The 26,439-nt window shown below is 67.4% G+C and carries 30 protein-coding genes; 8 read left to right on the plus strand and 22 right to left on the minus strand.

The genetic code is table 11. The annotated features are described in order from the left end of the window. Window positions 1-5 precede the first annotated feature (5 nt). The 9 genes from G6N47_RS23400 to dxr all read right to left on the minus strand — a co-directional run bounded on the left by G6N47_RS23400 (window position 6) and on the right by dxr (window position 10,235). Window positions 6-557, minus strand: coding sequence for an alpha/beta fold hydrolase (locus tag G6N47_RS23400; RefSeq protein WP_083130417.1), 552 nt, complete (start codon window positions 555-557; stop codon window positions 6-8). A gap of 179 nt (window positions 558-736) precedes the next feature. Beyond that, on the minus strand, window positions 737-2,239 hold the full coding sequence (locus G6N47_RS23405; RefSeq protein WP_139799267.1) for a cobyric acid synthase: 1,503 nt from the start codon (window positions 2,237-2,239) through the stop codon (window positions 737-739). 67 nt (window positions 2,240-2,306) lie between these two features. Next, a complete protein-coding gene (map, locus tag G6N47_RS23410) occupies window positions 2,307-3,164 on the minus strand; it encodes a type I methionyl aminopeptidase (RefSeq protein ID WP_083129423.1) in 858 nt (285 codons plus the stop codon). Window positions 3,165-3,236: 72 nt separating this feature from the next. Then, entirely contained in the window at window positions 3,237-3,812 is a 576-nt protein-coding gene (locus G6N47_RS23415) for a DUF1707 SHOCT-like domain-containing protein (protein ID WP_083129424.1), read from the minus strand. 29 nt (window positions 3,813-3,841) lie between these two features. Then, the gene (locus G6N47_RS23420; RefSeq protein ID WP_083129425.1) at window positions 3,842-5,653 is read right to left on the minus strand and encodes a penicillin-binding transpeptidase domain-containing protein; all 1,812 of its coding nucleotides are present in this window, start codon (window positions 5,651-5,653) and stop codon (window positions 3,842-3,844) included. 126 nt (window positions 5,654-5,779) lie between these two features. Next, the gene (locus G6N47_RS23425; protein ID WP_083129426.1) at window positions 5,780-6,634 is read right to left on the minus strand and encodes a GNAT family N-acetyltransferase; all 855 of its coding nucleotides are present in this window, start codon (window positions 6,632-6,634) and stop codon (window positions 5,780-5,782) included. A gap of 30 nt (window positions 6,635-6,664) precedes the next feature. Next, window positions 6,665-7,810: a flavodoxin-dependent (E)-4-hydroxy-3-methylbut-2-enyl-diphosphate synthase gene (ispG, locus tag G6N47_RS23430; RefSeq protein WP_083129427.1), complete on the minus strand. Its 1,146-nt coding sequence runs from the start codon at window positions 7,808-7,810 to the stop codon at window positions 6,665-6,667. Between the two features lie 59 nt (window positions 7,811-7,869). Beyond that, on the minus strand, window positions 7,870-9,078 hold the full coding sequence (locus G6N47_RS23435) for a M50 family metallopeptidase (RefSeq protein WP_083129428.1): 1,209 nt from the start codon (window positions 9,076-9,078) through the stop codon (window positions 7,870-7,872). Continuing rightward, on the minus strand, window positions 9,075-10,235 hold the full coding sequence (gene dxr, locus G6N47_RS23440) for a 1-deoxy-D-xylulose-5-phosphate reductoisomerase (protein WP_232080387.1): 1,161 nt from the start codon (window positions 10,233-10,235) through the stop codon (window positions 9,075-9,077). Before dxr ends, G6N47_RS23435 begins: the two co-directional genes overlap by 4 nt. Window positions 10,236-10,338: 103 nt before the next feature. Here dxr and G6N47_RS23445 point away from each other — a divergent pair, with 103 nt between their 5' ends. Beyond that, window positions 10,339-10,593, plus strand: coding sequence for a DUF2631 domain-containing protein (locus tag G6N47_RS23445; protein WP_083129430.1), 255 nt, complete (start codon window positions 10,339-10,341; stop codon window positions 10,591-10,593). Here G6N47_RS23445 and G6N47_RS23450 read toward each other — a convergent pair. The 9 genes from G6N47_RS23450 to G6N47_RS23490 all read right to left on the minus strand — a co-directional run bounded on the left by G6N47_RS23450 (window position 10,586) and on the right by G6N47_RS23490 (window position 18,290). Then, window positions 10,586-11,335 (minus strand): DUF4097 family beta strand repeat-containing protein, encoded by a 750-nt coding sequence (locus G6N47_RS23450; RefSeq protein WP_083129431.1) that lies wholly within the window; start codon window positions 11,333-11,335, stop codon window positions 10,586-10,588. The two genes, G6N47_RS23445 and G6N47_RS23450, sit on opposite strands and share 8 nt — an antisense overlap. A 20-nt stretch (window positions 11,336-11,355) precedes the next feature. Then, window positions 11,356-11,814, minus strand: a complete 459-nt coding sequence (locus G6N47_RS23455; protein ID WP_083129432.1) for a toxin-antitoxin system HicB family antitoxin — start codon at window positions 11,812-11,814, stop codon at window positions 11,356-11,358. A gap of 31 nt (window positions 11,815-11,845) precedes the next feature. Beyond that, on the minus strand, window positions 11,846-12,706 hold the full coding sequence (locus tag G6N47_RS23460) for a cytochrome c biogenesis CcdA family protein (protein ID WP_083129433.1): 861 nt from the start codon (window positions 12,704-12,706) through the stop codon (window positions 11,846-11,848). A 3-nt stretch (window positions 12,707-12,709) separates the two neighbouring features. Continuing rightward, on the minus strand, window positions 12,710-13,204 hold the full coding sequence (locus G6N47_RS23465; RefSeq protein ID WP_083129434.1) for a protein disulfide oxidoreductase: 495 nt from the start codon (window positions 13,202-13,204) through the stop codon (window positions 12,710-12,712). Between the two features lie 71 nt (window positions 13,205-13,275). Beyond that, window positions 13,276-14,364, minus strand: a complete 1,089-nt coding sequence (gene rlmN / locus G6N47_RS23470; protein ID WP_083129435.1) for a 23S rRNA (adenine(2503)-C(2))-methyltransferase RlmN — start codon at window positions 14,362-14,364, stop codon at window positions 13,276-13,278. After that, window positions 14,361-15,251 (minus strand): phosphatidate cytidylyltransferase, encoded by an 891-nt coding sequence (locus G6N47_RS23475; RefSeq protein ID WP_232080270.1) that lies wholly within the window; start codon window positions 15,249-15,251, stop codon window positions 14,361-14,363. The genes rlmN and G6N47_RS23475 overlap by 4 nt, the downstream gene beginning before the upstream one ends. Window positions 15,252-15,273: 22 nt before the next feature. Further along, a complete protein-coding gene (gene frr, locus G6N47_RS23480) occupies window positions 15,274-15,831 on the minus strand; it encodes a ribosome recycling factor (protein ID WP_083129437.1) in 558 nt (185 codons plus the stop codon). A gap of 65 nt (window positions 15,832-15,896) precedes the next feature. Beyond that, window positions 15,897-16,688, minus strand: a complete 792-nt coding sequence (gene pyrH / locus G6N47_RS23485; protein ID WP_083129438.1) for a UMP kinase — start codon at window positions 16,686-16,688, stop codon at window positions 15,897-15,899. Between the two features lie 114 nt (window positions 16,689-16,802). After that, window positions 16,803-18,290 (minus strand): FAD-dependent oxidoreductase, encoded by a 1,488-nt coding sequence (locus G6N47_RS23490; RefSeq protein WP_372517507.1) that lies wholly within the window; start codon window positions 18,288-18,290, stop codon window positions 16,803-16,805. Between the two features lie 186 nt (window positions 18,291-18,476). Here G6N47_RS23490 and mbp1 point away from each other — a divergent pair, with 186 nt between their 5' ends. Beyond that, window positions 18,477-18,719 (plus strand): microaggregate-binding protein 1, encoded by a 243-nt coding sequence (mbp1, locus tag G6N47_RS23495; protein ID WP_083129439.1) that lies wholly within the window; start codon window positions 18,477-18,479, stop codon window positions 18,717-18,719. Window positions 18,720-18,853: 134 nt separating this feature from the next. Then, window positions 18,854-19,567 (plus strand): winged helix-turn-helix domain-containing protein, encoded by a 714-nt coding sequence (locus G6N47_RS23500; RefSeq protein WP_179966468.1) that lies wholly within the window; start codon window positions 18,854-18,856, stop codon window positions 19,565-19,567. Here G6N47_RS23500 and G6N47_RS23505 read toward each other — a convergent pair whose 3' ends face one another. Together G6N47_RS23505 and G6N47_RS23510 are read right to left on the minus strand one after the other, a co-directional pair. Next, window positions 19,568-20,503, minus strand: a complete 936-nt coding sequence (locus tag G6N47_RS23505; RefSeq protein ID WP_083129441.1) for a lysophospholipid acyltransferase family protein — start codon at window positions 20,501-20,503, stop codon at window positions 19,568-19,570. It lies immediately after the preceding gene. 69 nt (window positions 20,504-20,572) lie between these two features. Continuing rightward, complete coding sequence (locus G6N47_RS23510) at window positions 20,573-21,070, minus strand: MPT63 family protein (RefSeq protein ID WP_083129442.1); 498 nt, start codon at window positions 21,068-21,070, stop codon at window positions 20,573-20,575. A 221-nt stretch (window positions 21,071-21,291) separates the two neighbouring features. Here G6N47_RS23510 and G6N47_RS23515 point away from each other — a divergent pair, with 221 nt between their 5' ends. The 4 genes from G6N47_RS23515 (at window position 21,292) to G6N47_RS23525 (ending at window position 23,934) form a co-directional block, all read left to right on the plus strand. After that, window positions 21,292-21,633 carry a DUF3140 domain-containing protein gene (locus G6N47_RS23515; protein ID WP_083129443.1) on the plus strand — a complete coding sequence of 114 codons (342 nt, stop codon included), beginning with the start codon at window positions 21,292-21,294 and terminating at the stop codon, window positions 21,631-21,633. Then, on the plus strand, window positions 21,633-21,806 hold the full coding sequence (locus tag G6N47_RS29235; RefSeq protein WP_169717225.1) for a hypothetical protein: 174 nt from the start codon (window positions 21,633-21,635) through the stop codon (window positions 21,804-21,806). The genes G6N47_RS23515 and G6N47_RS29235 overlap by 1 nt, the downstream gene beginning before the upstream one ends. A 9-nt stretch (window positions 21,807-21,815) precedes the next feature. Then, window positions 21,816-22,655: a glucose 1-dehydrogenase gene (locus tag G6N47_RS23520; RefSeq protein WP_083129444.1), complete on the plus strand. Its 840-nt coding sequence runs from the start codon at window positions 21,816-21,818 to the stop codon at window positions 22,653-22,655. 118 nt (window positions 22,656-22,773) lie between these two features. Then, window positions 22,774-23,934 (plus strand): glycoside hydrolase 5 family protein, encoded by a 1,161-nt coding sequence (locus G6N47_RS23525; RefSeq protein ID WP_083129445.1) that lies wholly within the window; start codon window positions 22,774-22,776, stop codon window positions 23,932-23,934. 81 nt (window positions 23,935-24,015) lie between these two features. Here the strand turns inward: G6N47_RS23525 and G6N47_RS23530 are convergent, their stop codons facing one another. Both G6N47_RS23530 and G6N47_RS23535 read right to left on the minus strand, forming a co-directional pair. Continuing rightward, window positions 24,016-25,194, minus strand: coding sequence for an RNA-guided endonuclease InsQ/TnpB family protein (locus tag G6N47_RS23530; protein WP_232080271.1), 1,179 nt, complete (start codon window positions 25,192-25,194; stop codon window positions 24,016-24,018). Next, the gene (locus G6N47_RS23535) at window positions 25,191-25,505 is read right to left on the minus strand and encodes a transposase (protein ID WP_083129447.1); all 315 of its coding nucleotides are present in this window, start codon (window positions 25,503-25,505) and stop codon (window positions 25,191-25,193) included. Before G6N47_RS23535 ends, G6N47_RS23530 begins: the two co-directional genes overlap by 4 nt. 512 nt (window positions 25,506-26,017) lie before the next feature. On the opposite strand from G6N47_RS23535, the gene G6N47_RS23540 reads away from it, so the two are divergent. After that, window positions 26,018-26,437 (plus strand): anti-sigma factor antagonist, encoded by a 420-nt coding sequence (locus G6N47_RS23540; RefSeq protein ID WP_139799268.1) that lies wholly within the window; start codon window positions 26,018-26,020, stop codon window positions 26,435-26,437. The last annotated feature ends 2 nt before the right edge of the window (window positions 26,438-26,439 follow it).

Here is a 26,439-nt window from a genome sequence, read left to right on the forward strand (position 1 = left end):
GCTGGTTACCAGGTGCTGGTCCGCAGGACGATCTCGGCGGCCAGTTGTGCAGTGGACTCCTGCGCGTTGCGCCGGCCCAGCAGCTGCACGATGCGGTAATCGCCGTAGACCCAGCGTTGGCTTGCTCGTGCCACGGCCTGGGAGGCCGGGGTGCTGACCAATGCGGTGGTGTTGATCTCCACGGGTGGACAGTGTGGGTCGCGGATCACCCCGGTCAGATCGGCCACGCGGGGGTGCCCCCGGTCGATGGCGATCAGGCCGGTGAAGCGGTCCAGCCTTGTTGCCGCCAGCTCCCACGCCAGCTCGCCGCCGATGCGGTCGCCGACCAGCACACCCCAGTTGATGTCGAGGACGTCCATGATCCCGACCACCGATTTGGCGGTCAGTCGTTGGTCAGGGCCGATGACGATCGTGCGCAGCGACGCGGTGTGCAGGCGCTCGCACACCGGGTCATACGCGGCGAGCGCCCGCTGCGCCGCGCCCAACACCACCACGACCGAGCCCTTTTCGGGACCTGCCACATTGACCTCGAGGGGGAATCCGTCGACGGTGGTCATCATCGTCGAAGGCACCTGTGCAAGGTAGCGCCAATTGGCCGCTGCGCGGGCGGTTTCTGCACTGTCTCTCAGGCCACTATTAGGTGCGACTCCACACGTGACGTGCATGAGACGAGCGGGTGTGGCAGCTGAGGTAGCCGTAAACTGCTGGGACAGTTAGGGTTTGACGACGACTACGACTACGCGCGGCCGGCGAGGAGGGTCGGCCGCGGCGGCGGCCCGCCGTCGAGCAGGCCGGTGACGGCGGCGACGTCGAGATGCGTGTCCAATAGATCGGCCAGCAAGTCCAATTGGGCGTCGCGGCGCGCCGTCACATCGATGTCGTCGGCCACCACGAAACCATCCCGGCCCGCGGCGGCGGCCACCAAAGTCAACCATTGTCTGCGGAAGTCGTCATTGTCGAACACCCCGTGCCAATGGGTGCCGAACACGTGATCGCGGCGATAACCGTGTGGGGATTCGTCCGCGCCGAACCAGGCGGCCTCGTCGCACCGGGTCACCCGACCGTGGTGGATCTCGTAGCCGGCCAGTGGGCTCCGCCACCGCCGCAGCACCTTCTCGGCGCCGAACACCACGTCGGCGTCCAGCAGGCCCAAGCCCTCGACGCGGCCCGACCCGGATTCGACCGGGTCGTCGATCGAGCGGCACAGCATCTGGAAACCGCCGCAGATGCCCAGCACCGGCCGGCCCGACGCCGCGTGCGCCGCCACACCGTCGGCCAGCCCCTGCTCGCGCAGCCACCGCAGGTCAGCGACGGTGGCCTTGCTGCCCGGGAGCACGACCACGTCGGCGTCGGCCAGGTCGGCGGGCTCGGTGACCCAGCGCACCAGCACCCCGGGCTCGCAGCCCAGCGCCTCGACGTCGGTGGAGTTGGAGATCCGCGGCAGCCGGACAGCGGCGACTCGCAGCCATTGCCGGCCGCGCGGCGGCTGCGGCACGCCCAGGACCCGGTGGGCCAGCACCGAGACGGAGTCCTCGGCGTCCAGCCACAACTCGTCGGCGTACGGCAGCACGCCGTAGGTGGGCCGGCCGGTCAGTTCGGCCAGCTGGTGCAGCCCGGGCTCCAGCAGTGCGGGATCACCGCGGAATTTGTTGACGACGAACCCGGCGATCAGCGCCTGGTCTTGCGGGTCGAGTATCGCGACGGTGCCGTACAGGTGGGCCAGCAGCCCACCGCGGTCGATGTCACCGACCAGGATCACCGGCAGGTTCGCCGCCCGGGCCAGCCCCATGTTGGCCACATCGCTTGCCCGCAGGTTGATCTCGGCCGGCGACCCGGCGCCCTCGCAGATTACTGCATCGAATTCTGTTCGCAGGCTTGACAATTCGTCGACGACGATGTCCAACAGCTGCCCGCGGTGCGCCCAGTAGCTCGCCGCGGTGACTGTATCGGCCACCTGGCCGCGGACCACCAGTTGCGAGGTGGCATCGCTGCCGGGTTTGAGCAGGATCGGGTTGAACCTCACACTGGGCGCCAAGCCCGCCGCGCGGGCCTGCATCGCCTGCGCGCGGCCGATTTCGCCGCCTTCGACCGTGACCGCGGAGTTGTTCGACATGTTCTGCGCCTTGAACGGGGCGACCCGGATGCCCTTGCGGGCCAGCAGCCGGCACAGCCCGGCAACCACCATGGACTTGCCGGCGTCCGAGCTGGTGCCGGCAACCAGCAGAGCACCGCTCACTATGTCGCCGAGTGTGAATCTGGCGACGCGGGAACGGCGTGTCGCGTCGCCGAATTCACTGTCGGCGACGTCACGGCAGCGTCAGGATGTCCGCGCCGGTGTCGGTGACCAGCAGCGTGTGCTCGAACTGCGCGGTCCACTTGCGGTCCCTGGTGACCACCGTCCAGCCGTCGTCCCAGATCTCGTAGTCCAGCGCGCCGAGGTTGATCATCGGCTCGATGGTGAACGTCATCCCCGGCTCGAGGATCGTGGTAACCGACGGCTGGTCGTAGTGCAGCACCACCAGGCCGTTGTGGAACGTAGTGCCGATGCCGTGGCCGGTGAAATCGCGAACCACGTTGTAGCCGAACCGATTTGCGTACGACTCGATGACCCTGCCGACGACCGACAGCGAGCGGCCCGGCTTGACCGCCTTGATCGCGCGCATCGTCGCCTCGCGGGTGCGCTCGACGAGCAGCCGGTGCTCTTCGGAGACGTCGCCGGCCAGAAACGTCGCGTTGGTGTCACCGTGCACGCCGTCGATGTAGGCGGTGACGTCGATGTTGACGATGTCGCCGTCCTCGATCACCGTCGAGTCCGGGATGCCGTGGCAGATCACCTCGTTCAGCGAGGTGCAGCAGGACTTCGGAAAGCCCTTGTAGCCCAGCGTCGACGGGTAGGCGCCGTGGTCGACCATGTAGTCGTGGGCGATGCGGTCCAGCTCGTCGGTGGTCACACCGGGCGCGACGGCCTTGCCCGCTTCGGCCAGGGCGCCGGCGGCGATCTTCCCGGCGACGCGCATCTTCTCGATCACCTCGGGCGTTTGCACCCACGGCTCGCTGCCCTCGCGCGCGGTGGGCTTGCCGACGTATTCGGGGCGCGGGATCGACTTGGGCACCGGCCGTGTGGGAGACAGCACGCCGGGAGAAAGCGCGGTGCGAACAGGCATGTCGTCAGGGTAGCCGTATCAGCGTCGATCGCGAGCGCGGCGGAGCCGGGCGAAGCGGGTCGGCGCGACAATCTAGCGTCGACGCAGTAACGACCGGCGCGGCCCGCGGATGACCACCGAGCCGCACACCACGCGGCCGGTCAAGACCACGTGCGGCGTGCCCTCGGCGGGCGCGTTCTTGCGGCGGTCGCTGGCGCTGCCCGCGTAGACCTCGACGTCGTCGATCGAGGCGCTGGCGCCGTCCGGCAAGCGAATCTCGACGCCACCGAACTTCATGTCGAGCTCGATCACGACGACCGGCCCGGCGAAGCGGGCATGCACGAGGTCCAATTCGCACGACCCCACTCGGCGCACTAGCGCCAGCCGTGTCGGCACGATCCATTCGCCGTGCCGCTTGAGCGATCCGAGCCAGCCGCGCAGCTCGACCCGGTCGGCTGCCGAGGTGACGATGGCTCCTGGTCCGGGCAAGTCGCCGACGACGCTGTCCAGCTCGCTGCGGGTCCGGGCGTAGGACACCAGCGACGAGCGTTCCTCGAATTCGCCGATGTCGATCAGCCCGAGCGCGACGGCGTTGTGCAGCCGCCGCAGCGTGCCGTTGCGGTCGGCGTCCGACACCCGCAGTTCGGTCAGTTCGTCGGGGCGCGTCATAGCGGTACCAATCTACCGCCGCGGGACCGTCAGGCCAGATAGTCGGCGGGCAGCGTCTGGAACATCCGCTTGGTCATCCGCACCGCGTGTTCGGAGCTGCCGCCCCCGACGATCAGGGCCGCGAACGCCATGTCGCCGCGGTAGCCGGCGAACCAGGAATGCGAGCCGCCGGGAAACTCGGCCTCCCCGGTCTTCCCGAACACCGCGCCGCAGTCGGCGATGTCGGTGGCGGTGCCGTTGGTGACGACCAGCCGCATCATCGGTCGCAGACCGTCGAGCATCTTCGGGCTGATCGGCGTCGTATCACCTTTGACCGTCGTCGGCCGGCCCTCGATCAACCGTGGCACAGGGGTTTTCCCGGCGGCCACCGTCGCCGCCACCAGCGCCATGCCGAACGGGCTGGCCAGCACCTTGCCCTGGCCGAAGCCGTCTTCCGTACGCTCCGCCAGGTCAACGGTCGGCGGCACCGAGCCGGTGACCGTGGTGATGCCGTCGAGCTGGTAGTCCAGCCCGAGCCCGTACCGGATGGCCGCCTGGTTCAAACCGCGCGGCGGCATCCGGCTGGCCAGCTCGGCGAATGTGGTGTTGCAGGAGCTGGCGAACGCCCGCGACATCGGCACCACCCCGAGGTCGAATCCGCCGTAGTTGGGAATGGTGCGATGCCCGATGTCGATCTCGCCGGGGCAGCCCAGCAGCGTGTTGGGGGTGGCCATGTCGCGCTCGATGGCCGCGCCCGCGGTGACCATCTTGAACGTCGACCCCGGCGGGTAAAGGCCGGTGGTGGCGACCGGCCCGTCGGCGTCGGCGGCGCCGTTCTGCGCGACGGCCAACAGCTCGCCCGTCGACGGCTTGATCACCACGATCATGGCTTTGCCGGGCTGAGTGTCGACGGCGTGCTGGGCGGCGTCCTGCACGGCGCGGTCCAGGCTGATCGAGATCGACGGCGCCGGCGACGGCTCGACCTCGTGGAGCACAGCGACGTCGACGCCGTTCTGGTTGACGCTGACCACCCGCCAGCCGGCCTCGCCGTCGAGCTGGTCGACCACCGCCTTTTTCACCTCGTTGATCAGGGCCGGGGCGAAATGGTCGTCGGTGGGCAGCAGTTCGGCCCGCGGGGTGATGACCACGCCGGGCAGCTGGCCGATCGCGGGCGCGACGTTGTTGTTGTCGTCGACGCGCAGCGTGATCAGGTCCAGCGGTGTGGGCGACGAACTGGCCTGCTCGGCCAGTTGCTGCGGGTCGTTCAGCGCGTCGTCGAAGGGGTGCAGCGCGTCGACGACGGCGCGGGCCGTGGCGATCAGGTTCGGCCCGGCCCGGGTGGCGTCCAGCGTGTAGTGGTAGAGGTAGCCGGGCGCCAGCACGTCGGTGCCGCCGACTTCGTTGACCGAGGCCCGCCGCGGCGGGTCGGCCCGCAGCGCAAACGTCTGATGCTCGCCGAGCCGCGGGTGCAGGTCGGTGGTGCTCCAGCGAACCAGCCAGCGGCCCTCGTCGCGGGCCATCTTCAGCTGTCCCTCGTAGACCCAGGTACGGTTCTTGGGCAGATGCCAGGTGTAGCGGTAGGCGACGGTGCCGGTGTCCTCGGTGTAGCGCGAGCCGAGGATTTCGGCGTCGAGGTGGGTGGCCTGCAAGCCGGACCACGCGGCGTTGAGCGCTTCGCGGGCATCGCTCGGGTCGTCGCTGAGTTCCGCGGCGGCGGCGGTGTCGCCGGTGGACAGCGCGGCGAAGAACCGCTGCGCCGCCGGGGCAGGGCCGTCCGGCCGCGGCGTGCAGGCGGGCAAGGCGACGGCCGCGAGCAGCAGCAAGCATGCGGCCTGTGATGCCACAGTTGTTTTTGTTGCCATCGAGGCCAATGTTACGAATTGCTAACGCGTATCGGGCGAAGGCGCACCGAGCCTGTAGTTACGGTGCTGCTTCCTCGCACTTTTGCGCCCTAGTTACAGGCTGGGCGCAGCTGACTCCCCGGGACCTCAGTCGAGCAGCACCGTCGCGAAGCTGCCCACTTCGCTGAAGCCGACGCGCGAGTACGCGGCGCGGGCCACGGTATTGAAGCTGTTGACGTACAGGCTGGCGATTCGTCCGGTGCCGACGATCACCGCCGCCAGCGTCGCGGTGCCTGCGGTTCCCAGACCCTGGCCGCGACGATCCGGATGCACCCACACACCCTGGATCTGACCAACGGCCGGCGACTGCGACCCGACTTCGGCTTTGAAGACGACCTGACCGTGCTCGAAGCGGGCCCATGCCCGGCCCTGGGTGATCAGGTTGGCCACCCGGCGGCGGTAGCCGCGGCCGCCGTCGCCCAGCCGCGGATCCACCCCGACCTCGCCGATGAACATGTCGACGGCGGCCACCAGGTAGGCGTCGATTTCGGTGAGCTTGACCTGGCGCACCTCGGGGTCGATCGCGCAGTCAGGCATGCGGCCCAGCGCCATCAGCGGCTGATGCTCCCGTACGTCGCGGGCCGGGCCCCAGGCCGACTCCAGCCGCCGCCACATCGGCATCACCAGTTCGGCTCGGCCCACCAGCGACGAGCACCGCCGCGACCCGCTCATCGCCTCGTCCGCGAAGGCAATCAAGTCGTCCGGCCCGCCGCGCAGCGGAATCAGGTTTGGCCCTGCGTAGCAAAGGGATTCGTCGGCGCCACGCCGGGTCCACAGTTCGCCGCCGATCGCCGACGGCTCGATGCCGTGGTCGGCGACCCGGGCGGCGACCATGCACGACCCGACGGGGTCGTGGTCGAGTACGCGGCGCACCGCCGCGACGTCCCGCACCACCGACACCCGTCGCTGGTCGACCAAGCGATGGATGGGCGGAGCCGACATCGTGACTCTTTCTGCGAAAGCGGGCGTCCCTCAGCTTACGGTCACAACGGGCGAACCGCTCGCAGTACCTTGCTCACCGGCGAGCCGCATGGCCTCTTCGATCAGCGTCTCGACGATCTGCGCCTCGGGCACCGTCTTGATCACCTCGCCGCGCACGAAGATCTGGCCCTTGCCGTTGCCCGACGCCACCCCGAGGTCGGCTTCGCGGGCCTCCCCCGGGCCGTTGACGACGCAACCCATCACCGCCACCCGCAGCGGCACCTCCAGGCCGTCCAGACCGGCGCTGACCTCGTTGGCCAGGGTGTAGACGTCGACTTGAGCCCGACCGCAGGACGGGCAGGACACAATCTCCAGCGAGCGGGGCCGCAGGTTCAGCGATTCCAGGATCTGGTTGCCGACCTTGACCTCTTCGACCGGCGGCGCCGACAGCGACACCCGGATGGTGTCGCCGATGCCCTTTGACAACAACGCGCCGAACGCGACGGCCGACTTGATGGTGCCCTGAAACGCCGGCCCAGCCTCGGTGACCCCGAGGTGCAGGGGGTAGTCGCACTGCGCGGCCAGCTGCTCGTAGGCCGCGACCATGACGACGGGGTCGCTGTGCTTGACGCTGATCTTGATGTTGCCGAAGCCGTGCTCTTCGAACAGCGACGCCTCCCACAACGCGGACTCCACCAGCGCTTCGGGCGTGGCCTTGCCGTACTTGGCCATGAACCGCTTGTCCAGCGAGCCTGCGTTGACACCGATGCGGATCGGAATCCCCGCCGCCGCAGCGGCTTTGGCGACCTCGGCGACGCGGCCGTCGAATTCTTTGATGTTGCCGGGGTTTACCCGCACCGCGGCGCAGCCAGCGTCGATCGCGGCGAAGATGTACTTGGGCTGGAAGTGAATATCGGCGATCACCGGAATCTGGCTGTGCCGGGCGATTTCGGCCAGCGCGTCGGCGTCCTCCTGGCGCGGGCAGGCCACCCGGACGATGTCGCAGCCGGCGGCGGTCAGCTCGGCGATCTGCTGCAGCGTGGCGTTGACGTCGTGGGTTTTGGTGGTGGTCATCGACTGCACGGCGATCGGATGGTCGCTGCCGATGCCGACGTCGCCGACCATCAGCTGGCGGGTCTTGCGCCGTGGCGCCAAGGTGGGCGCCGGCGGTTCCGGCATGCCCAGACCGATAGTCATGCGCCGCTCCTCCTCATCGCTTCGCTCTGCATCGTCGTCGGCGCGCAGTCATGAATCTCCTACTGGAACAACCTGATCGGGTTGACCAGGTCGGCGGTCACGGTCAGCAGCATGTAGCCGACCACCACGACCAGGATGACGTAGGTGGCGGGCATCAGCTTGAGGTAGTTGACGGGCGCCGCGGCGACCATGCCGCGCGCCGACCGGATCATGTTGCGGATCTTCTCGTACACGGCGATCGCGATGTGCCCGCCGTCGAAGGGCAGCAGCGGGACCAGGTTGATGGCGCCCAGCACGAAGTTCAGCTGAGCCAAAAAGAACCAGAACGCCACCCACAGCCCGTGGTCGACCGTGTCGCCGCCGATGATGCTGGCGCCGACGACGCTGATCGGGGTTTCGGGGTCGCGTTCTCCGCCGCTGATCGAATGCACCAGCGCGCCGACTTTGGTGGGAATCTTGGCCAGCGACTTGCCCAGCTCCACAGACAGGTCGCCGGTGAACGTGAACGTGGCGGGCACCGCCGTAAGCACGTTGTAGCGCGTCGGCCCGGACAGCGCACTGCTGCTGATGCCGATGGCGCCGACGGTGGATGCGGCGTCGGCGTGCTGGGATGTGAACCGCTTTGTCTGCGTGACGTTCACGGTCAAGTCGAGCCGGCGCCCGTCGCGCTCCACCACCACCGGCGTGGGCCCGCTGCGCGGCTGCACGGCGGCCTGCACGTCCGCGAAGCTGCGCACGTCCTTGCCGGCCACCTTGACGATCACGTCGCCGGGCTTGATCCCGGCGATGGCCGCCGGCCCCGGACCGGTGCACTGGCCGAGCTCACCCTTGCTGACTTCCGGTGCCACACAAGCGGTTCCGCCTACGACGGCGCGGGTGTCGGGGTGTAGGTTCGGCAGCCCCCAGACGACGGCGATGGCGTAGATCAGCACCAGGCCGATCAAAAAGTTCATCCCCGGCCCGGCCAGCAGCACCGCGGTGCGCTTCCAGGTCTTCTGCTTGTACATCGCACGGTCACGTTCGTCGGGCCGCAGTTCCTCGACGGCCGTCATCCCGGCGATGTCGCAGAACCCGCCGGCGGGCACAGCCTTCAGGCCGTATTCGGTTTCGCCGCGCCGCGTCGACCACAGCGTCGGGCCGAAGCCGACGAAGTAGCGGCGCACCTTCATCCCGGTGGCGCGCGCGACCCACATGTGGCCGCACTCGTGCAGCGCCACCGAGATCAGGATGGCGAGCGCAAATGCCACGATGCCGACAACGAACATCATCGAGTGGGTATGACCTCCTGTGTGACCGCGCGCCGCGCCACCTGACGGGCCCAGCGCTGCGCGTCGAGTACGTCTTCCACGGTAGCGGGTAAAACCGACCATTGGTCGGCGGCGCTCAGCACCTCGGCGATCGTGCGCACGATCGCGGGGAACTTGATCCGTCCCGCCAGGAACGCCGCGGCCGCTTCTTCGTTGGCGGCGTTGTAGACGGCGGTCATGCAGCCGCCGGTCCGACCGGCCTGCCGGGCAAGCTCGACGGCCGGAAACACCGCGGTGTCCAGCGGCTCGAACTCCCAGCTCGACGCGGTGGTGAAGTCGCAGGCGGCCGCGGCGCCGGGCACCCGGTCCGGCCAGCCCAAGGCCAGCGCGATCGGCAGTTTCATGTCCGGCGGGCTGGCCTGGGCGATCGTCGAGCCGTCGGTGAAAGTGACCATCGAGTGCACGATCGACTGCGGGTGCACGACGACGTCGATGCGCTCATAACCGACGCCGAACAGCAGGTGGGTCTCGATGAGCTCGAGGCCCTTATTGACCAGCGACGCCGAGTTCAGCGTGTTCATCGGGCCCATCGACCAGGTCGGGTGGGCGCCGGCCTGTTCGGGGGTGACGTGTTCGAGCTGGGCTGCCGACCAGCCGCGGAACGGGCCGCCGGAGGCGGTGAGCACGATCTTGGCGACCTCGTGCGGGGCGCCGCTGCGCAGGCATTGCGCCATTGCGGAGTGCTCGGAGTCGACGGGCACGATCTGGCCGGGTTTGGCCGCCCGCAGCACCAGCGGCCCGCCGGCGACCAGCGACTCCTTGTTGGCCAGCGCCAGCCGGGCGCCGGTCGCCAGCGCGGCGAGCGTCGGCCGCAGACCCAGCGCCCCCACCAGCGCGTTGAGCACGACGTCGGCCTCGGTGTTCTCGATCAGCCGGGTGACGGCGTCGGGGCCGCGGTAGGTGACCTCGTCAATGGCCGCGGCGTCGTCGGCGACGGCCACGTTCGTCACCCCGGTCTCGGCGCGCTGCCGGGCAAGCAGGTCGGGGTTGGCCCCGCCGGCGGCCAGCCCGACCAGCTCAAAGCGGTCCGGGTTGGCGGCGATGACTTCCAGTGCCTGGGTCCCGATCGAGCCGGTGCTGCCCAGCACCAGGACGCGCAGCCGGTCGGTTGTCACCAGTTCATTGTGCCGCGCCGCAGCTAGCTCCGGCGCTTAGCGCCAGACCGCACGGCGTGTGCCAGAATGTCGGGGCATCAGCTAACCCAATCTGGAGGTAATCGCCGTGGTCGGTACTGAGGTCGAGCGCCACACCGGGGTCGATGTTGCCGACGTGCCGTCCGCCGAATGGGGCTGGAGCAAGATCAACCACCGCACCTGGCGCATCGTCGGGCTGTGCATCGCCGGGTTCTTGCTGCTGATGCTGCGCGGCAACCATGTCGGCCACATCGAGAACTGGTTTTTGATCAGCTTCGCCGCGCTGACGCTGTTCGTCGTGGTGCGCGACTGGTGGGGCCGCCGCCGCGGCTGGATCAGGTAAGCGTCGCGACGGCCCGGTGGATGTCGACGTCCCCGGAGCCGGTTCGCACCTTCACGATCAACGTCTCGTCGCCGTCTTCGGGGCCGCCCGAGGGCTCCAAGCGGTTGGTGATGAGACCGGAGCCGGTCATGATGTCGAGGCGGGCGGCGCTGCCCTCCGGGATGCCGATTTCGACGGCGCCGCTGCTGGTATAGGCGGCGACGGCGCCGCCGACAGCGGCCGCGATGCGAACCGAACCGGATGCCGTTTGCGACTTCACCCGGCCGCGCAGCCGATCGATCGACAACGAGCCGCTGGCAGCCTGGAACTTCACCTCACCGTCGAGCTCGCCGATGTCGGCCCCACCCGAGGAGGTGGCGGCCTTGAGTCGGCCGGTAACCGTTTGTGCGACAAGGCTTCCGCTGGCTGACATAAAGTCGAAGTCCGCGAATTCGCCGTCGGCGCGCACGTCTGCGGACGCCACGGCGGCGCGGATCCGGGACTGCGACGGCAGTTCGACGACGATGTCGACCGCGCCCATCCGGTGCCCGAGGAAGCCGAATTTCGCCGGCGCGACGGTCAGCTGACCGTTGGCGTAGGACACCCGCGCCTGCTCGGCGGCGCGGACGTCGGCCTGGCGGTTCGGGTCGCGTGGGCGGACCTCGACGACGGTGTGGGTCCGGTCGGTGGCGATCAGGCTAATCGAGCCCGCACCCGCGTCGACGCGGGCGGAGATGGGCTCGGGAGTGGCGAACGTGGGCATGGGACCTCCTTTATCGGTTCTCAGCGCACCCAACCGGTGACGTGATGGCGGGTGTCGGTTCGTGGCGGCGGTTCGATACGCGCCGCAGCGGCGCGGACCAACCAGGCGTTCAGGGAGATGCCGTCGCGGCGGGCGGCCGCCTCGATCCCGGCCCGCAGCGATTCCGGCAGCCGCAGAGTCACCCGCCAGGTGCCACCCTCGTCGTCGACCACTGGCGGCTGGGCGGGCGGCTCGTCGAGCGGTGGGCTGACAACGAACTCCGGGTCGCGGCCACGCAGCCGAACTTCGACCGAACGCGGCGCCAGTTCCCGCGTGATCTCCTCGGCGCCACTTGACAGCACCTCCAAGAGCGCCAATCGGATCGCCGACTCGAGTGGGGCGCTGAGCCTGTCGGCCAGGGCCTGCGCCTCGGCGCCGCCGGCCGCGGCAGCGACGTTCAGCTCGTGACGCACCGCGTCGACATACGGCTGCAAGTCCATGCTGTCATGATGACATCATGTTGGTGTCACATCAAGTGTCGTGATGACGTCGTCGGTAGTGGGCGGTTGCGAGCGCGGCCGCTACCAGCAGAACCAACGCCAGCAGCCACGGCCAGGCGCCGTGCTGGTGCACCCATCCGGCCAGTGCTCCCTGGACCCGCCCGGCCGCGGCGATCACCGCGTCCTGCGGGTGCCCGTGCAGGCGAAACAACCGCACCTCATAGAGGCCGTAGTAGCCGACGTACAGCCCGACGATGACCAGCAGCGCGCCGCCGGCGCGGTTCACGAACGGCAGGATTCGCCGCAGGCGATCGGCCAGCGCCGAGCTTGCACACGCTGCGGCGACCGCCAGCACGCCGACAACCAACGTCAGCCCCGCGACGTAGGCCAGGTAGATCGACACGCTCCCCAAGATCGATCCGCCGCGAAGACCGGCGGCGGTGACCGCCAAGAACGGGCCGACGGTGCACGACAGCGATGCGATCGCATAGCCCAGGCCGTAGCCGTACATCGATCCCAGCCGAACCGTCGGAGCTCGTTGCGCGCCAAGCTTTTTCGGTACCAGTAAGGTCAGCTCTCGACCGACTAGCAGCCAAATGCCAAGGGCGACAAGCAGTCCGCCGATCAGCACCGTCAGGTACGGCATGTAGCGCTGCACCGCGGTCGCCGCCGACACGGTGAGCGCCCCGAACACTGCGAATACCGTCAGGAAGCCGAGCGCCATCCCGACGGTGGCCGCCACTGCGCGGCCGACCGACGTCAACCCTGGCGAGTCGCCGTCTTCTCCGCGGACCACCAGGACGAGATAGCCGGGCAGCATGGCGAATCCGCACGGGTTGAGCGCCGCGACCAATCCGGCGGCGAACGCCAAACCAACCAGTCCCTGGTCCACCGATTACTTGAGCGCCGCCACCCGGTCGGACAGCTCTTGCGCAGGCATAGCTGCCGTCGGGTTGTTCACGAATGTCGATGTGCCGTCGGCGCGGTAGAACACATACGCGGGCTGCCAGGGAACGTTGTAGCGCGCCCAGATGGACCCGTCGGCGTCATTGAGGTTGGTGAAGTTCAGGTTGTATTTGGAGACGAAGTTCTGCATCGCCCCGACATCCGAGTGCGCCGCCACGCCCACGAAAGTCACCCCGGGGTTGGCGGCCGCAACCTGGCTGACCCCCGGCGCCTCGGCGTTGCAGTACGGGCACCACGGCGTCCAGAACCACAGCACGGCCGGTTTGCCCTGCAGACTGGCGCCGTTGAACGGGGCTCCGCCCAGAGTGGTTGCGGTGAAATTCAGCCGGTCGTCGGCCGCAAGCGCACTCGGTGCAATGCTGGTCGCGACGGCGATGACAACCAGGGCAATAAGTTTCGTCAGGATGGAACAGTGAACCCTCATGGCAGGCCTCCGATTTCGTATTTGCCTTAACCACGTAAAGCTGACCGGGTTTAGTTCAAAATACGCCGGATTCACGTCGCGTGTTCGGCGGCCAGCTGGCCGCACGCGGCGGCGATCTCCCGGCCGCGCGTGTCACGAACCGTGCACGAGACGCCCTGGGCCCGCACGCGCCGGACGAATTCGCGCTCCGCGGGTTTCGGGCTGGCGTCCCAGTCGCTGCCCGGTGTGGGGTTGAGCGGGATGACGTTGACGTGGGCCAGCGTTCCGAGAGCGCGATGCAACAGGGTGCCCAGCCGCTCGGCCCGCCACGGCTGGTCGTTGACGTCGCGGATCAGCGCGTATTCGATCGACACCCGCCGGCCGGTGACGTCGGCGTAGTAGCGGGCGGCGTCCAGTGCTTCGGCGATCTTCCACCGGTTGTTGACCGGCACCAGCGTGTCGCGCAGCTCGTCGTCGGGTGCGTGCAGCGACAGCGCCAGCGTCACCCCGAGTCGCTCGTCGGCAAGCTTGCGGATGGCCGGGGCCAGGCCGACCGTCGACACCGTCACCGAGCGCGCCGAGATGCCGAAACCGCCCGTGATGCCGCGGACTGCGGCGACCACCCGGGCGTAGTTTGCCAGCGGCTCCCCCATGCCCATGAACACCACGTTCGACAACCGGTCACCGAACTCGTCACGCAACTCCACCGCGGCGGCCCGCACCTGTTCGAGGATCTCCGCGGTGGACAGGTTTCGGGTGAGACCGCCCTGGCCCGTCGCGCAGAACGGGCAGGCCATACCGCAGCCGGCCTGCGACGAAATGCACACGGTGTTGCGCTGCGGGTAGCGCATCAGTACCGACTCGAAGCTGGTTCCGGCAGGGTCGTTGACGGCTCGCCACAGCGTCTTGCGGGTCTGGCCGGAATCGCAGGTGATCTCGCTGGCCGGCGCCAGCAGGTTCGGGAACAGCGACTCGGCGATTCGGTCGCGAACCGCGGCGGGCAGGTCGGTCATCTGGCGCGGGTCGGCGATCAGCCGGCCGTAGTACTGGTGGGCGAGCTGTTTGGCGCGATACGCCGGCAGCCCAAGCTCGGCGACGGCGGCCGCGCGGCCGGCCTCGTCGAGGTCGGCCCAGTGACGCGGCGGCAGGGCCCGCCGCGGCGCCTCGAACACCAGCTTCATGGCACCATCGTCAACACGACCCAGGCGGCCACCGCCGACGGCAAGAACCCGTCGAAGCGGTCCATCACCCCGCCGTGGCCCGGCAGCGATCTGCCCATGTCCTTGATGCCCAGGTCGCGTTTGACCTGCGATTCCACCAAGTCGCCCAGGGTGGCCGTGGCGACCAGCGTCAGACCCAGCAGAACGCCGATCCAGGGTGGCTTGCCGGCCAGATACGTCACGCTCAGCGTCGTCGCGGCGGTCCCCAGGATCAGCGAACCGACCAGGCCCTCCCAGGACTTCTTCGGGCTGATCGCCGGGACCATCGGATGTTTGCCGAACAACACCCCAGCGGCGTACCCGCCGACGTCGGAGGCCACCACCCCGACCGCCAAGGAGAACACCCGGCCCGGCCCGTCGTGCGGATAGACCAGCAATGCGGCAAACGACGCGAACAGCGGAACCCAGGCGGCCAGGAACACCGTCGCCGACACGTCGCGCAGGTAATTCGCCGGTGAGGCATCGGGAATCGGCGCCGCCCGGCGACCGTGGCGGCTCAGCAACCGCCAGACCATGCAGATCACCACGGTGGCGCCGAAGCCGGCCAGCGCGCCGCGCGTTCCGAACGGCCAGGTGAGCCACACGGTTGCCTGGCCGCCGAGCACCAGCGGGATCACCGGAATCACATAGCCGGCGCCGCGCAGCCGCCGGCCCACCTCGAGCGTGGCCAGCAGTACGCCCACGGCAAGGATGCCGACGAACGCATGCGGGGCGAACAGCAAGCTGGCGATGACGGCCCCGCCCAGTACGGCGCCGACGGTGATCGCGACGGGCAGGTTGCGTCCCGCCCGTGACTTCTGCACCGACCCCTCCGCCGGGGTGCCTGTGCCGGTATCAGTGTCTGCCACGGACATCGTTGCTGCGCGGCCGCTAGACCTCCAGCAGCTCGCCTTCCTTGTGCTTGACCAGCTCGTCGATCTGGGCGACGTACTGGTGCGTGGTCTTGTCCAGGTCCTTCTCCGCCCGGCCGACCTCGTCCTCGCCGGCCTCCCCGTCCTTGCGGATGCGGTGCAGCTCTTCCATCGCCTTGCGGCGGATGTTGCGCACCGAAACCCTGGCTTCCTCGCCCTTGTGCTTGGCCTGCTTGACCAGCTCGCGACGACGCTCTTCGGTCAGCTGAGGCACCGCCACCCGGATCAGGGTTCCGTCGTTGGTGGGGTTGACGCCCAGATCGGAGTTGCGGATCGCGGTCTCGATGGCGTGCAGCTGGTTGGCCTCGTACGGCTTGATGACGACCAGCCGCGCTTCGGGGACGTTGATGCTGGCCAGCTGGGTGATCGGGGTGGCGGCGCCGTAGTAGTCGATGACGATCTTGGAGAACATTCCCGGATTGGCCCGGCCGGTCCGGATGGTCGACAGATCATCGCGGGCCACCGACACCGCCTTTTCCATCTTCTCTTCGGCGTCGAAGAGAGTTTCGTCAATCATGTTGCGCCGCTCCTCCTCATCGCTGGGCGCTCTGCATCGTCGTCGGCGCGCATGCGCCGTTCCTCCTAGGTGGTGACCAGCGTCCCAATTTTCTCACCCGCAACCGCGCGGGCGATATTGCCGTCGGTCAGCAGGTTGAACACCAGGATCGGCATGCCATTGTCCATACACAGGCTGAACGCGGTGGCGTCGGCCACCCGAAGCCCGCGGTCGATGACTTCGCGGTGGCTGATCGCGGTGAGCAGCTCGGCTTCGGGGTTGACCCGCGGGTCGTCGGCGAACACCCCGTCGACCGCCTTGGCCATCAAGACCACCTCGGCGCCGATCTCCAGGGCCCGCTGCGCGGCGGTGGTGTCGGTGGAGAAGTACGGCAGTCCCATGCCGGCGCCGAAGATCACCACCCGGCCCTTCTCCAGGTGCCGACGGGCGCGCAGCGGAATGTAGGGCTCGGCTACTTGACCCATGGTGATCGCGGTCTGGACCCGGGTGGCTATGCCTTCCTTTTCCAGAAAGTCTTGCAGCGCAAGGCTGTTCATGACTGTCCCGAGCATGCCCATGTAGTCCGAGCGGCTACGCTCCATGCCGCGCTGCTGCAATTGCGCGCCGCGGAAGAAGTTGCCGCCGCCGATCACCACAGCCACCTGAACGCCGTCGCGGACCACCTCGGCGATCTGGCGGGCCACCTGGGCCACCACGTCGGGATCCAGGCCGACCTGGCCGCCGCCGAACATTTCGCCGCCGAGCTTGAGCAGTACCCGGGAATATTTGGGCCGGCGTGGCGGCTCTGCGCCGGGATAGCCGTTGTCCGGTGGAAATGCCTCGACGCCGTTGGTGCTCGTCGGCTCCTGCTCCGTCATCAGACTCCTCGCATGCGGGAGCGCCTTGCGGCCACCCCCAGGACAGCACCTTCTATCCTGCCTCATGGCAAGTCGCGGCGTTCGAGGTGGACCAGATTTTGCGGCGTGCCCGCCCTACGACGACGCGGTCAGGCCACGCGTGGCCGGCCCCTCCAGCAGTGTGCCGTCCGGCGCGAACCGCGATCCGTGCAGCGGGCATTCCCACGACTTGTCGGCGTCGTTCCAGTTGACGATGCCGCCCAAATGCGGACATACCGGCGAAACCCGGTGCGCCACACCGTCAATCGTGCACTGCGCTTCCATATGCCACGGCAATCCCTTGACCACGCCGCCGTCGGTCGACGCCTCGCGGCCTAACCGCGTCGCCGGCACCACCCATCCCTTGGCCATGTGCAAAGCGACCTCGAGATTCGCGCGCACGGCGCTCGTGACGCCGGCGATTTCATGCGGGCTCCACGCCGCGAACGCCTTCGACCAATCCATCCGCCCGCCCAGGATCCGGCCGCTGAGCACAAGCGCGGCCGCCACCCCGGCGGCGAGCCCCCACTTGTTGAAACCCGTTGCTATGAAAACCTTTTCGTCGCCTGGCAAGATCGACCCGACGTACGGCAGATGATCGACGGGCGTGTAGTCCTGCGCCGACCATTGGTGGGTCTGCGTGGCGCCGGGATAGTGTTCACGCGCCCACGACGACAACTCTTCCAGTTCAGCGGTGGGACTCTTGCGGCCCACGACATGGCTGGCACCGGCGACAATGAGCCGCTCGCCGTCGCCGGCCGGGGCGTATCGCACCGACCTGGTCGGCGCGCCGGCGGAGATGAACATCGGCCGGGTGATGGCCCCGGGAACCTCGAACGCCAAGCAGTAGGACCTGTTGGGCTTCAGCCGGGCGAAGTATCCGCCGCGGTCCAGAATCGGCATGCCGGTAGCGAGCACGCATTGCGCCGCGTCCACGTCGACCTTGGCGTCCCCCGTCCGCGCGGTCAGTCGCACGCGGCCCTTACGGTGCGAGAGCCCCTGCACCCGCACACCCTCGACCAGTCGGCCGCCGCGGGTAGTGAGCTCATCAATGAGACTGTCCAGCAAGGGCATTGGGTCAAATTGCGCCTGGTTGGCCAGCCGGACGCCGCCGTGGTAGGGAAAAGGTACCTCGGCGTCGTCGTCCCATTCGGCGTCAAGCCCCGCCAACCGGCACGCAGCCAGTTCCGCACGCGCCGCCTCCACCTCGCCCGCGGATTGCGCATAGGTGTAGGCATCCTCCCGTTGAACCGCAACGCCGTTCGCCTCGCAGTAGTGCAGCAGCCAATCCTGGCCTTCCCGATTGCCCTGCACGTAGTCCCGCGCGACATCAGCGCCATGGTGGGACACGATCTTCGAGAGCACGGTGCCCTGTAGCAGGCTGATCTTCCCGGTGGTGTTGCCGGTGGTGACCGCCCCCGGGCTGCGGGCCTCCAACACCAGCACGTCCTTACCCGCGCGGGCCAGCAGCACGGCGGTGGTCAGCCCCGTGATGCCGGCACCCACGACCACCACGTCGGCGAACGGTTGTCCCAGGTTGGTTTTCGCGTTCTGCCGGCTTCGCTCGGCCAGCCACAGCGACATCGTCATCGCCTCCACATACCCGGCCCGGCGTGGGCGAAACAATCGGAGGTTTGAGCGCGCAGTGCGGCGGGAATCCGCCGAGACGCGGCGAGAAGAGCGCGGAGATAACGAAGTCTTTGCGCCGCGCCGACAACCGGTCGAGACGATGGCCGGTCCACGAGCAAGAGAGCCGATGAGGAGGAATCCATGGCGGAGGAAAACAAGAGCGGACCCGCGGAAGGCGTAAAGGGCGTCGTCGAGGACGTCAAGGGCAAGGCCAAGGAAGCCGCCGGCAACGTGCTGGGCCAAGACGAGATGGTCCGTGAGGGCAAGGCGCAGCAGGACAAGGCGCAAGCCCAGCGCGACGCGGCGAAGAAGGAAGCCGAGGCCGACGCCGCCCGCGGCAGCGCCGCTGCCTCGGAGAAGCGCGAGCAGTCTCACCAGCAGTAGCTGGATACAAGGACGGGCCCGGTCTGCAGTGGCGGACCGGGCCTGTCGCATGTCTAATTACCCGGACGTAAATTCCGGTATATCGGAATAATCCTGTGCTGATCGGGGTAACCTGTGCTTGCTTACCAGGGGAGATACGGGTGGATGTCCTGCTGCTTACCGACGAAGCCGATTTCGCATCGGCGTTGCCGACGCTGGAGTTGTTCGCGGAGAAGGTCCGTCAGGCTCCCCTGAGCGACAGCACTGCGGGCCGGCACGAGCGCGCCGACATCGCGATCATCGATGCCCGGGCCAACCTGCCCGCGGCCCGCAAGGCATGCCAGCGGCTGACGGCCACGGCGCCCGCGGTCGCCGTGGTGGCCGTCGTGGATGCCGCCGACTTCGTAGCGGTCGACCTCGACTGGCATTTCGACGACGTGCTGTTGGCCAATGCCAGCGCCGCGGAGCTGTCGGCGCGGTTGCGGTTGGCGATCGCGCGTCGGCGCAGCACGCTGGAAGGCATCTGGGAGTTCGGCGACCTGGTGCTGCACCCGGCGAGCTACACCGCGATGCTGTCGGGCCGTCATCTCGACCTCACGCTCACCGAGTTCAAATTGCTCAATTACCTTGTGCAGCATGCCGGTCAGGCGTTCACCCGCACCCGGCTGATGCACGAAGTGTGGGGTTACGACTGCGATCACCGGGCCCGCACGGTCGACGTCCACGTGCAACGCCTGCGCGCCAAACTGGGGCCCGAGCACGAATCGATCATCGACACGGTGCGCGGGGTCGGCTATATGGCCGTCACCCCGCCGCAACCGCGCTGGATAGTCAGCGAGCGTGCTGTCAGCCCGGTGCGGGCGTCGTAGTCAACCGAACAGCGGCAACGCCCGTTTGCGGGTCAGCGCGTCCATTCCGCGCTGAATGCTGTCCTGCACCTCATGGTATTTGGCGTCCACGTACTCGTCGTCGTCGGCGCGGGCAGGATCGTGATCCAGCTCGACGGGCGGCATGAACCGGGTCCGGATCTTGGCCGGCAGCGGAAACTGCGGCAGCGCCGCAGGGGCAATGCCCCACGGCAGCGAGACCGCCAGCGGGAACACCTTGAGCCGCAACAGCTTATCCAATCGCAGGACACGGGAGAGCTTGTCGCCGCGAATCAGCACCGGCATGGCGTCGGCGCCGCCCACCGTGGCGATCGGGACGATCGGCACGCCGGCGCGAATTGCCATCTTGACAAAGCCTTTTCGGCCGGCGAGGTTGGCGCGGTCGCGCTCGCTCCACGGCCGAAGGGAATCCACCTCGCCGCCCGGCCACACCGCGACGTCACGCCCTTCGGCCAGCGCCGTGGCTATGGCGTCCGGCGCTGCCGGCAACACGCCCATCGAGCGGAAGAACCGGCCGAAGCCCGGGATGGCCATCAGCGCATCGTGCGCGGTGCCGTGCAGCGTGCGCTCCGAGCCGAACCGCCGCCACCATTGCAGCCCAACGGTCCAGGCGTCCCACACGAACGGCGCACCGGAATGGATGCCGACCAGCAGCACCGGCGGCTCGCCGACGTTCTCCCAGCCGTCGATTTCCATGCGGAACCAGTAGTCCACCAACAGATTCCAGAAGAACTTTTGGCGGTGCAAGCGAGATTCGTCCTGACGGGAAAGGTCCCAGCGCCCGGCGCGGCGGGCCACCCAGCCGCTCAGGCCGCCCTGCGCTCCGCTGCGCCGGTCCTCCATCGCGGCACGGGCCTGGTCGGCGTGTTGTTGTGCCTGCCGACGCACATCGGCGGGTCTGTGGTCGCTAGTCGTCATGACGGTTCGGGTACCCCATAACAGCCTCCCCGCGCCGAAAACTGACGCGGGGAGGTCGCCGATAACCGGTCAGGGATGGGTGGCGTTGGACGGTGTCGTCCAGATCAAGACGTCCTCTACGCCGTCGTTGTAGACCACGCCGTTCGGCGGCGCCCCGGTCACGTCGAAGTAGATCTTTCCGTTGGCCTGCTGACCCTGGCTCAGCGGTGCCGGCGGCACGCCGTTCGGGACCGCCACGGTGTCGATCACCCGGTAGGTTGTCCCGTCGGCCGCACGAGCGTTGAAGTCCGAGATCAGCGGTGTGACGGTTCCACCGTCCGACCGTACGGTGACGTCGGCCTGATAGAGCTTGCCCTGCGGGGTGTAGCCGGGAATCGCCGTATTGCTCGGCTGCAGGTTGTTCACCGTGTAGTTGGTGACCATCGGGCCGTCGAATAGCGATTCGCTGGTGCCCAAGGACTGGACGGTGGGGGGCGCGGCCGACGCCATGCCAGCGCCGAAAACACCGGCAGCCGCGAGCGCAGCGGCGCCGATCCCCGTTTTCACAGTTGTCGAGGTGAACTTCACGCTAACTCCTTTCGTTCGCGTCGTTCAGGATTCGTTTCTCGATGCGACGGCCACACTTCAGTGGTCGCCGCCCGCAATCGCCGCATACCCACCTGCACCGGCCTCAAACACAATGTGGACGCCCCGCCGGCAAACACGTCTTTTACTGCCGGATAGGCGCATGACTTCGGTGATTAGTCGTTTCTGGTCGCGGGTAGCCCACCGACGGGAGGTGAACAAGCGTGGCCCAACATGTGCGGATCGACCCGCAATTGTGGGACGAGTTCCACCGCGTGGTGAACATGTCGTCACGGGAGTTGTCCGATTGGTTGCGCACGCGCTCGGCCGGCGAACACGGCGAAGCGCTGCCCGACCGCGCGGGGACCGAGACGGGGCGCAAGGTCCTGCAGATCCTGCAGAAGCGGCGGGTCGACCTCGACGAGCAGGACGAGCAGACGATGCGCAAGGTGGTCGAGCGAGTGCACGCGCAGCGCAGCGAGGACCTGGAACCGAAAGCCGGCCAAGAGAATTGGCGATACCGGCTGATGACGATCGGTCACGACCCGTTGAAGGAGACGCGCTGATGGGACGCGAAAGCGCCAAACACAACCCACGTGAGGATGACGAGCTCAAACACGAGTTGCGCGGGACCTTGCAGGGAAACCGGTCCAGCCGGGCCGAAGAATGGCGCGACCCTGAACCACCGGCCGACGACGACCCGGATATCCCGACCGCCGGTCCGGCGGGCCAGCAATAGGCCACTGCGATGAGTTTTCCCGAGCAGCAGCAACCGGTGCCCGGCGTGCAGGCTCGGATGAACCCGGTCCCCGATTGCGGCGAAGAAAGCTACCGTGGCTCGGGAAAGCTCACCGGCAAACGCGCGATCATCACCGGCGGCGACAGCGGAATCGGGCGGGCCGTCGCGATCGCTTATGCCCGGGAAGGCGCCGACGTGCTGATCGCCTACCTCAACGAAGACGACGACGCGCACGACGTCGCTCGCTACGTCGAGGAGGCCGGCCGAAAATGCGTGCTGGTGCCCGGGGACCTCTCCGAACCGTCGCATTGCCGCGCAGTTGTCGACCGGGCGGTACGGGAATTCGGCGGCATCGATGTCCTGGTCAACAATGCCGGCTTCCAGATGACCCACCAAACGCTGGAAGAGATCAGCGACGACGAGTGGGATTACACCTTCAAACTCAATGTGGGGGCTTATTTCTACCTCACGAAGGCGGCTCTGCCGTTCATGGGTCCGGGCTCGTCGATCATCGGCAGCTCGTCGGTCAACTCCGACATGCCCAATCCCACCTTGGCGCCGTACGCCGCCACCAAGGCGGCGATGGCGAATCTCTCGGCTAGCCTCGCGCAGCTTCTGGGCGATAAAGGGATTCGCGTCAACAGCGTGGCGCCGGGTCCGATCTGGACGCCGCTGATCCCGTCGACGATGCCGGCGGAGAAGGTGAAATCGTTCGGGGAGAACGTGCCGCTGGGCCGCGCCGGTCAGCCGGCCGAGCTGGCATCCGTCTATGTGCTGCTGGCCTCCGACGACGCCAGCTATGTCTCTGGAGCGCGGGTGGCGGTCACTGGCGGCCGGCCGATCCTCTAACACCTCGCAATCCACCGCCAAGCCCCAACGCCGTTGGGGTGCACCGGAATTGGTGTAGACTGGTGACTGTGCGGGCGGAGTGATTCCACTCCCCTGACTCCCCGCAGTTAGGCAGCTCATGCATCGTCGGACGGTCCTGAAACTGCCGGTGATGCTTGTTGCAGGCGCAGCACTGGCCCAACTACCGCGCGCCAATGCGGAGGAACCGGGCCGCTGGCCGGCCGAGCGTGCACACCGGTGGTACCAAGCGCAAGGCTGGCTTGTCGGGGCGAACTACATCACCTCCAACGCGGTCAACCAGCTCGAGATGTTCCAGGCCCAAACCTACGACCCGGGCCGCATCGACATCGAGTTGGGCTGGGCGCGGTTGCTCGGTTTCAACTGTGTGCGCGTCTTTCTGCACGATCTGCTGTGGGCCCAGGATTATCGCGGTTTCCAACGACGTCTCGCGCAGTTCGTCGACATCGCGGCGCGCCACGGCATCAAACCGATGTTCGTGCTGTTCGACTCGTGCTGGGATCCGTTCCCCAAACCGGGTGAACAGCCCGCACCGAGGTCCGGGGTTCACAACTCCCGCTGGGTTCAGAGCCCGGGGGCCGACCACCTCGGTGACCGCGCATACATCCGCGTTCTCCAGGACTACGTTACCGGGGTGTTGGCCCAATTCCGCAGCGACGATCGCGTTTTGGGCTGGGACCTGTGGAACGAACCCGACAACCCCTCTCGCGTTTACCGCCAAGTCGAGCGAACAGACAAGCAAGAACTCGTCGCAGACCTGCTTCCCCAGGTGTTCCGGTGGGCGCGCAACGTCGATCCGGGTCAACCGCTGACGAGCGGGGTGTGGCGCGGCGTATGGGGAGATCCGTGGCGGCGCAGCGTGATTGTGGACATCCAACTCGCCAACTCGGACATCATCACGTTCCACAACTATGGCCAGCCGGCGGCGTTTGAGGCACGCATCGCCGAGCTGCTGCCGTTCGGGCGACCGATCATGTGTACCGAGTACATGGCCCGGCCCCTGGGCAGCACCATTGAGGGGATAGCGCCAATTGCAAAGCGGCACAACGTTGCCGCACTGAACTGGGGTCTGGTGGCCGGCAAGACCCAAACATATTTTCCGTGGGACTCATGGGATCACCCCTACCCATCGATTCCGGACGTGTGGTTCCACGATCTGTTACAACCGGACGGACGGCCCTATCGAGATTCGGAAATCACTGCGATTTCGCCCGTCGATCGCCTGGTGGTCCCGCCGGGCGCTCGAGAGCAAAGCCACTAATCGATTCGCGCCTGAGTCGGTAGAGTGCACTGAGAGGTACGGCGGTGACTTCTCCGGCCGCTGGATGCGACCGGCTTGTTTTCACGCGGCGTGCGCGTGACGGGCCAGTCCAGCCCGAAGGATGTTGCGTGCGGCATGTTCGTCTGCCTGTGCGCGATGACCGCAACATTGGCATTCGAATACCGCTTGGCTGACGCGATTCGCCCGGGCTGCATGTCCACAGTTCTCGCAGCCATCGGAGGTGTGGCGGGGGTCGACCTCAATCCAGATACGCCCAGCGTCTTCCGCTTTGGCGCGCAGTATCGAGACGAACCGTCCCCAGCCAGCGTCACTGATGCTTCGATTCAGCCCGGACTTCGCCCGGGCGCCATTGGCCAGATGTTGGCCAGGATTGTCGTCGTCGGGCACCGGTTTGGGCCGACGTACCATGTTGGCGATCTTGAGATCCTCCACCACCAACACGTCATAGGACTCCACGAGTTGGCGTGCTTGCTTGTGGTGAAAGTCTTTGCGCTGGTTGGCGATCTTGCGGTGCCGCGCTCCCACCGTTTCCCGTTTGGCCGCCCGGTTGTTCGATCCGCGCTTGGCGCGGGCAAGCCGCTGCTGCGCCGCCGCCAGTTTGTCCTGTGCAGCCCGGCCCCATCGCGGGTTCTCGACCTGGGTTCCGTCGCTAGTCGTGGCGAAACTCGCCACCCCGACATCGATCCCGGCCTGCCGGCCGGTCGCAGGCAGCGGGCTGGGGGGCACGTCGTCACAGGAAAGCACCAGTACCCAGCGGCGCCCCTGACGTTTGATCTGGATCGTCTTCACTCGCCCTTGAACCTGGCGGTGCACGTGAACCTTCACCTGGCCGACACCTTGTAAGTACACGCGTTTGTGTTCGGGCAGCCAACGGGCGCCGTCACCGTCTTTGGGCCACTCCACCGAATCGAAGCGGGCCTTACCCTTAAAGCGTGGATATCCGGGCGTCTGGCCGCGTTTGACCCGGCGGAAGAATCCGTCGAACGCCTTGGCCAAGCGGCGCAGCGTCGCCTGCTGGCTGGAGAACGACCACACCGCCTGATCCGCACGCACCGCGCGGATTTCGCTCAGCTGCGCCGACTGATCCCCGTAGAAGACGCGGGACTTGCTGTGTGACCACGCATCCCGGCGTTCCTGCAACGCAGCGTTGTACAACTCGCGATGCGCATCCAAGCACGCCGCCAACGCCTGGTGTTGGCGTGCGGTCGGGCGCAGCCTAAACACATACGCGCGCCTCACGCCGCCACCACACCCCACTGGTGCCCGATGCAGCGGCGTACCGCCGCCTCCGAGACGTATCCGACCGCGGCGGCAAAATACGACGGCGACCTCAGCAGCTCCACCAACCGCCGCAGATACGCGAACTCAGGCATCACTTCCTTGGCCACGACCTCCCACCCATGCCCGTCAGCGATCTGCTCGGCCAGCTCGCCGCAGCGGGCCAATACCCGGCCACCCAGAGCCCGGCGTCGATATTTCGGGCACCACACCAGGCGCAACCCCAATGAGCACACACCACCATGTGTGCGACGAAACCGGCGCTGCGACATACCGTGAACCCTACGAGACAGGACCGACAAAACCCCGAGCACAGACTGTTCACATGGCCGATTCCCCCGACCGCTCAAGCCGCCAGTCCCGTCGGGCTGCACTGATGGGAACATCTGCGGCACATGGTGGTTTACTGGTCTAATGGAGCCGGGGACTGCACCGGAATTACTCCGCTTGCTACACGTCGACCATGAGCCGGTCGCTAAACAGTGGCCGGCAATCACCGAGTGGTTGTCGGACCACAAAGCGACCATTTCGCTGAGGTGCAGCCTGCGCGCCAATGGCTACGGTTATCTACTGAGAAAGGCGCGCCAGGGCGCTCCCCCAATCGGCAGCATCACAGCACCCACCCACCATCCATAGTCTGTCGGCCGTTACAGTTCGGCAGTCAATTCCCCTAAAGCCTGGACATCGTGGGCCATCGGGGCTACTAATGAGTATTCCGCTGTCTTCAGAAACGTAGGGCCAGCATCCGTCGAATGCGCCCCTGGGCGCACAACTGGAGTGCGTTTTGGGCTCTGCAACAATCAAAGTTTCTCGCTCCCGGGCTAATTCGAGCCCACGGTCGAGTTCCGACCCTGGCGCGCTGAGCGTCACCACATCACAACGCGGCCGGGCACTGGTCATCTGCGTCGCGGGTGAAGTGGACGCGAGCAACGAACGCGACTGGAGATATCTGCTGGCCGAGATGGTCGCGATCGCCGCCGTGCCCGGTCGGGTCGTGGTCGATGTCCGCAACCTCGACTTCATGGGCTGCTGTGCCTACGCAGCGTTGGCCCGCGAGGCAGAACGGTGCCGGCGCCGCGGTGTGACCCTCTGCTTGGTCAGCCAGGACCCGATCGTCGCGCGAATTGTGGCGGCGTGCGGACTTCGCTGGCTACTGCCGATGTATCCGACGATCGACGCGGCGCTGGGCGTCAAAGAGGAGTAGCG

Origin of the sequence: Mycobacterium branderi (assembly GCF_010728725.1) — a bacterium.
GTDB classification, from domain to species: Bacteria; Actinomycetota; Actinomycetes; order Mycobacteriales; family Mycobacteriaceae; genus Mycobacterium; species Mycobacterium branderi.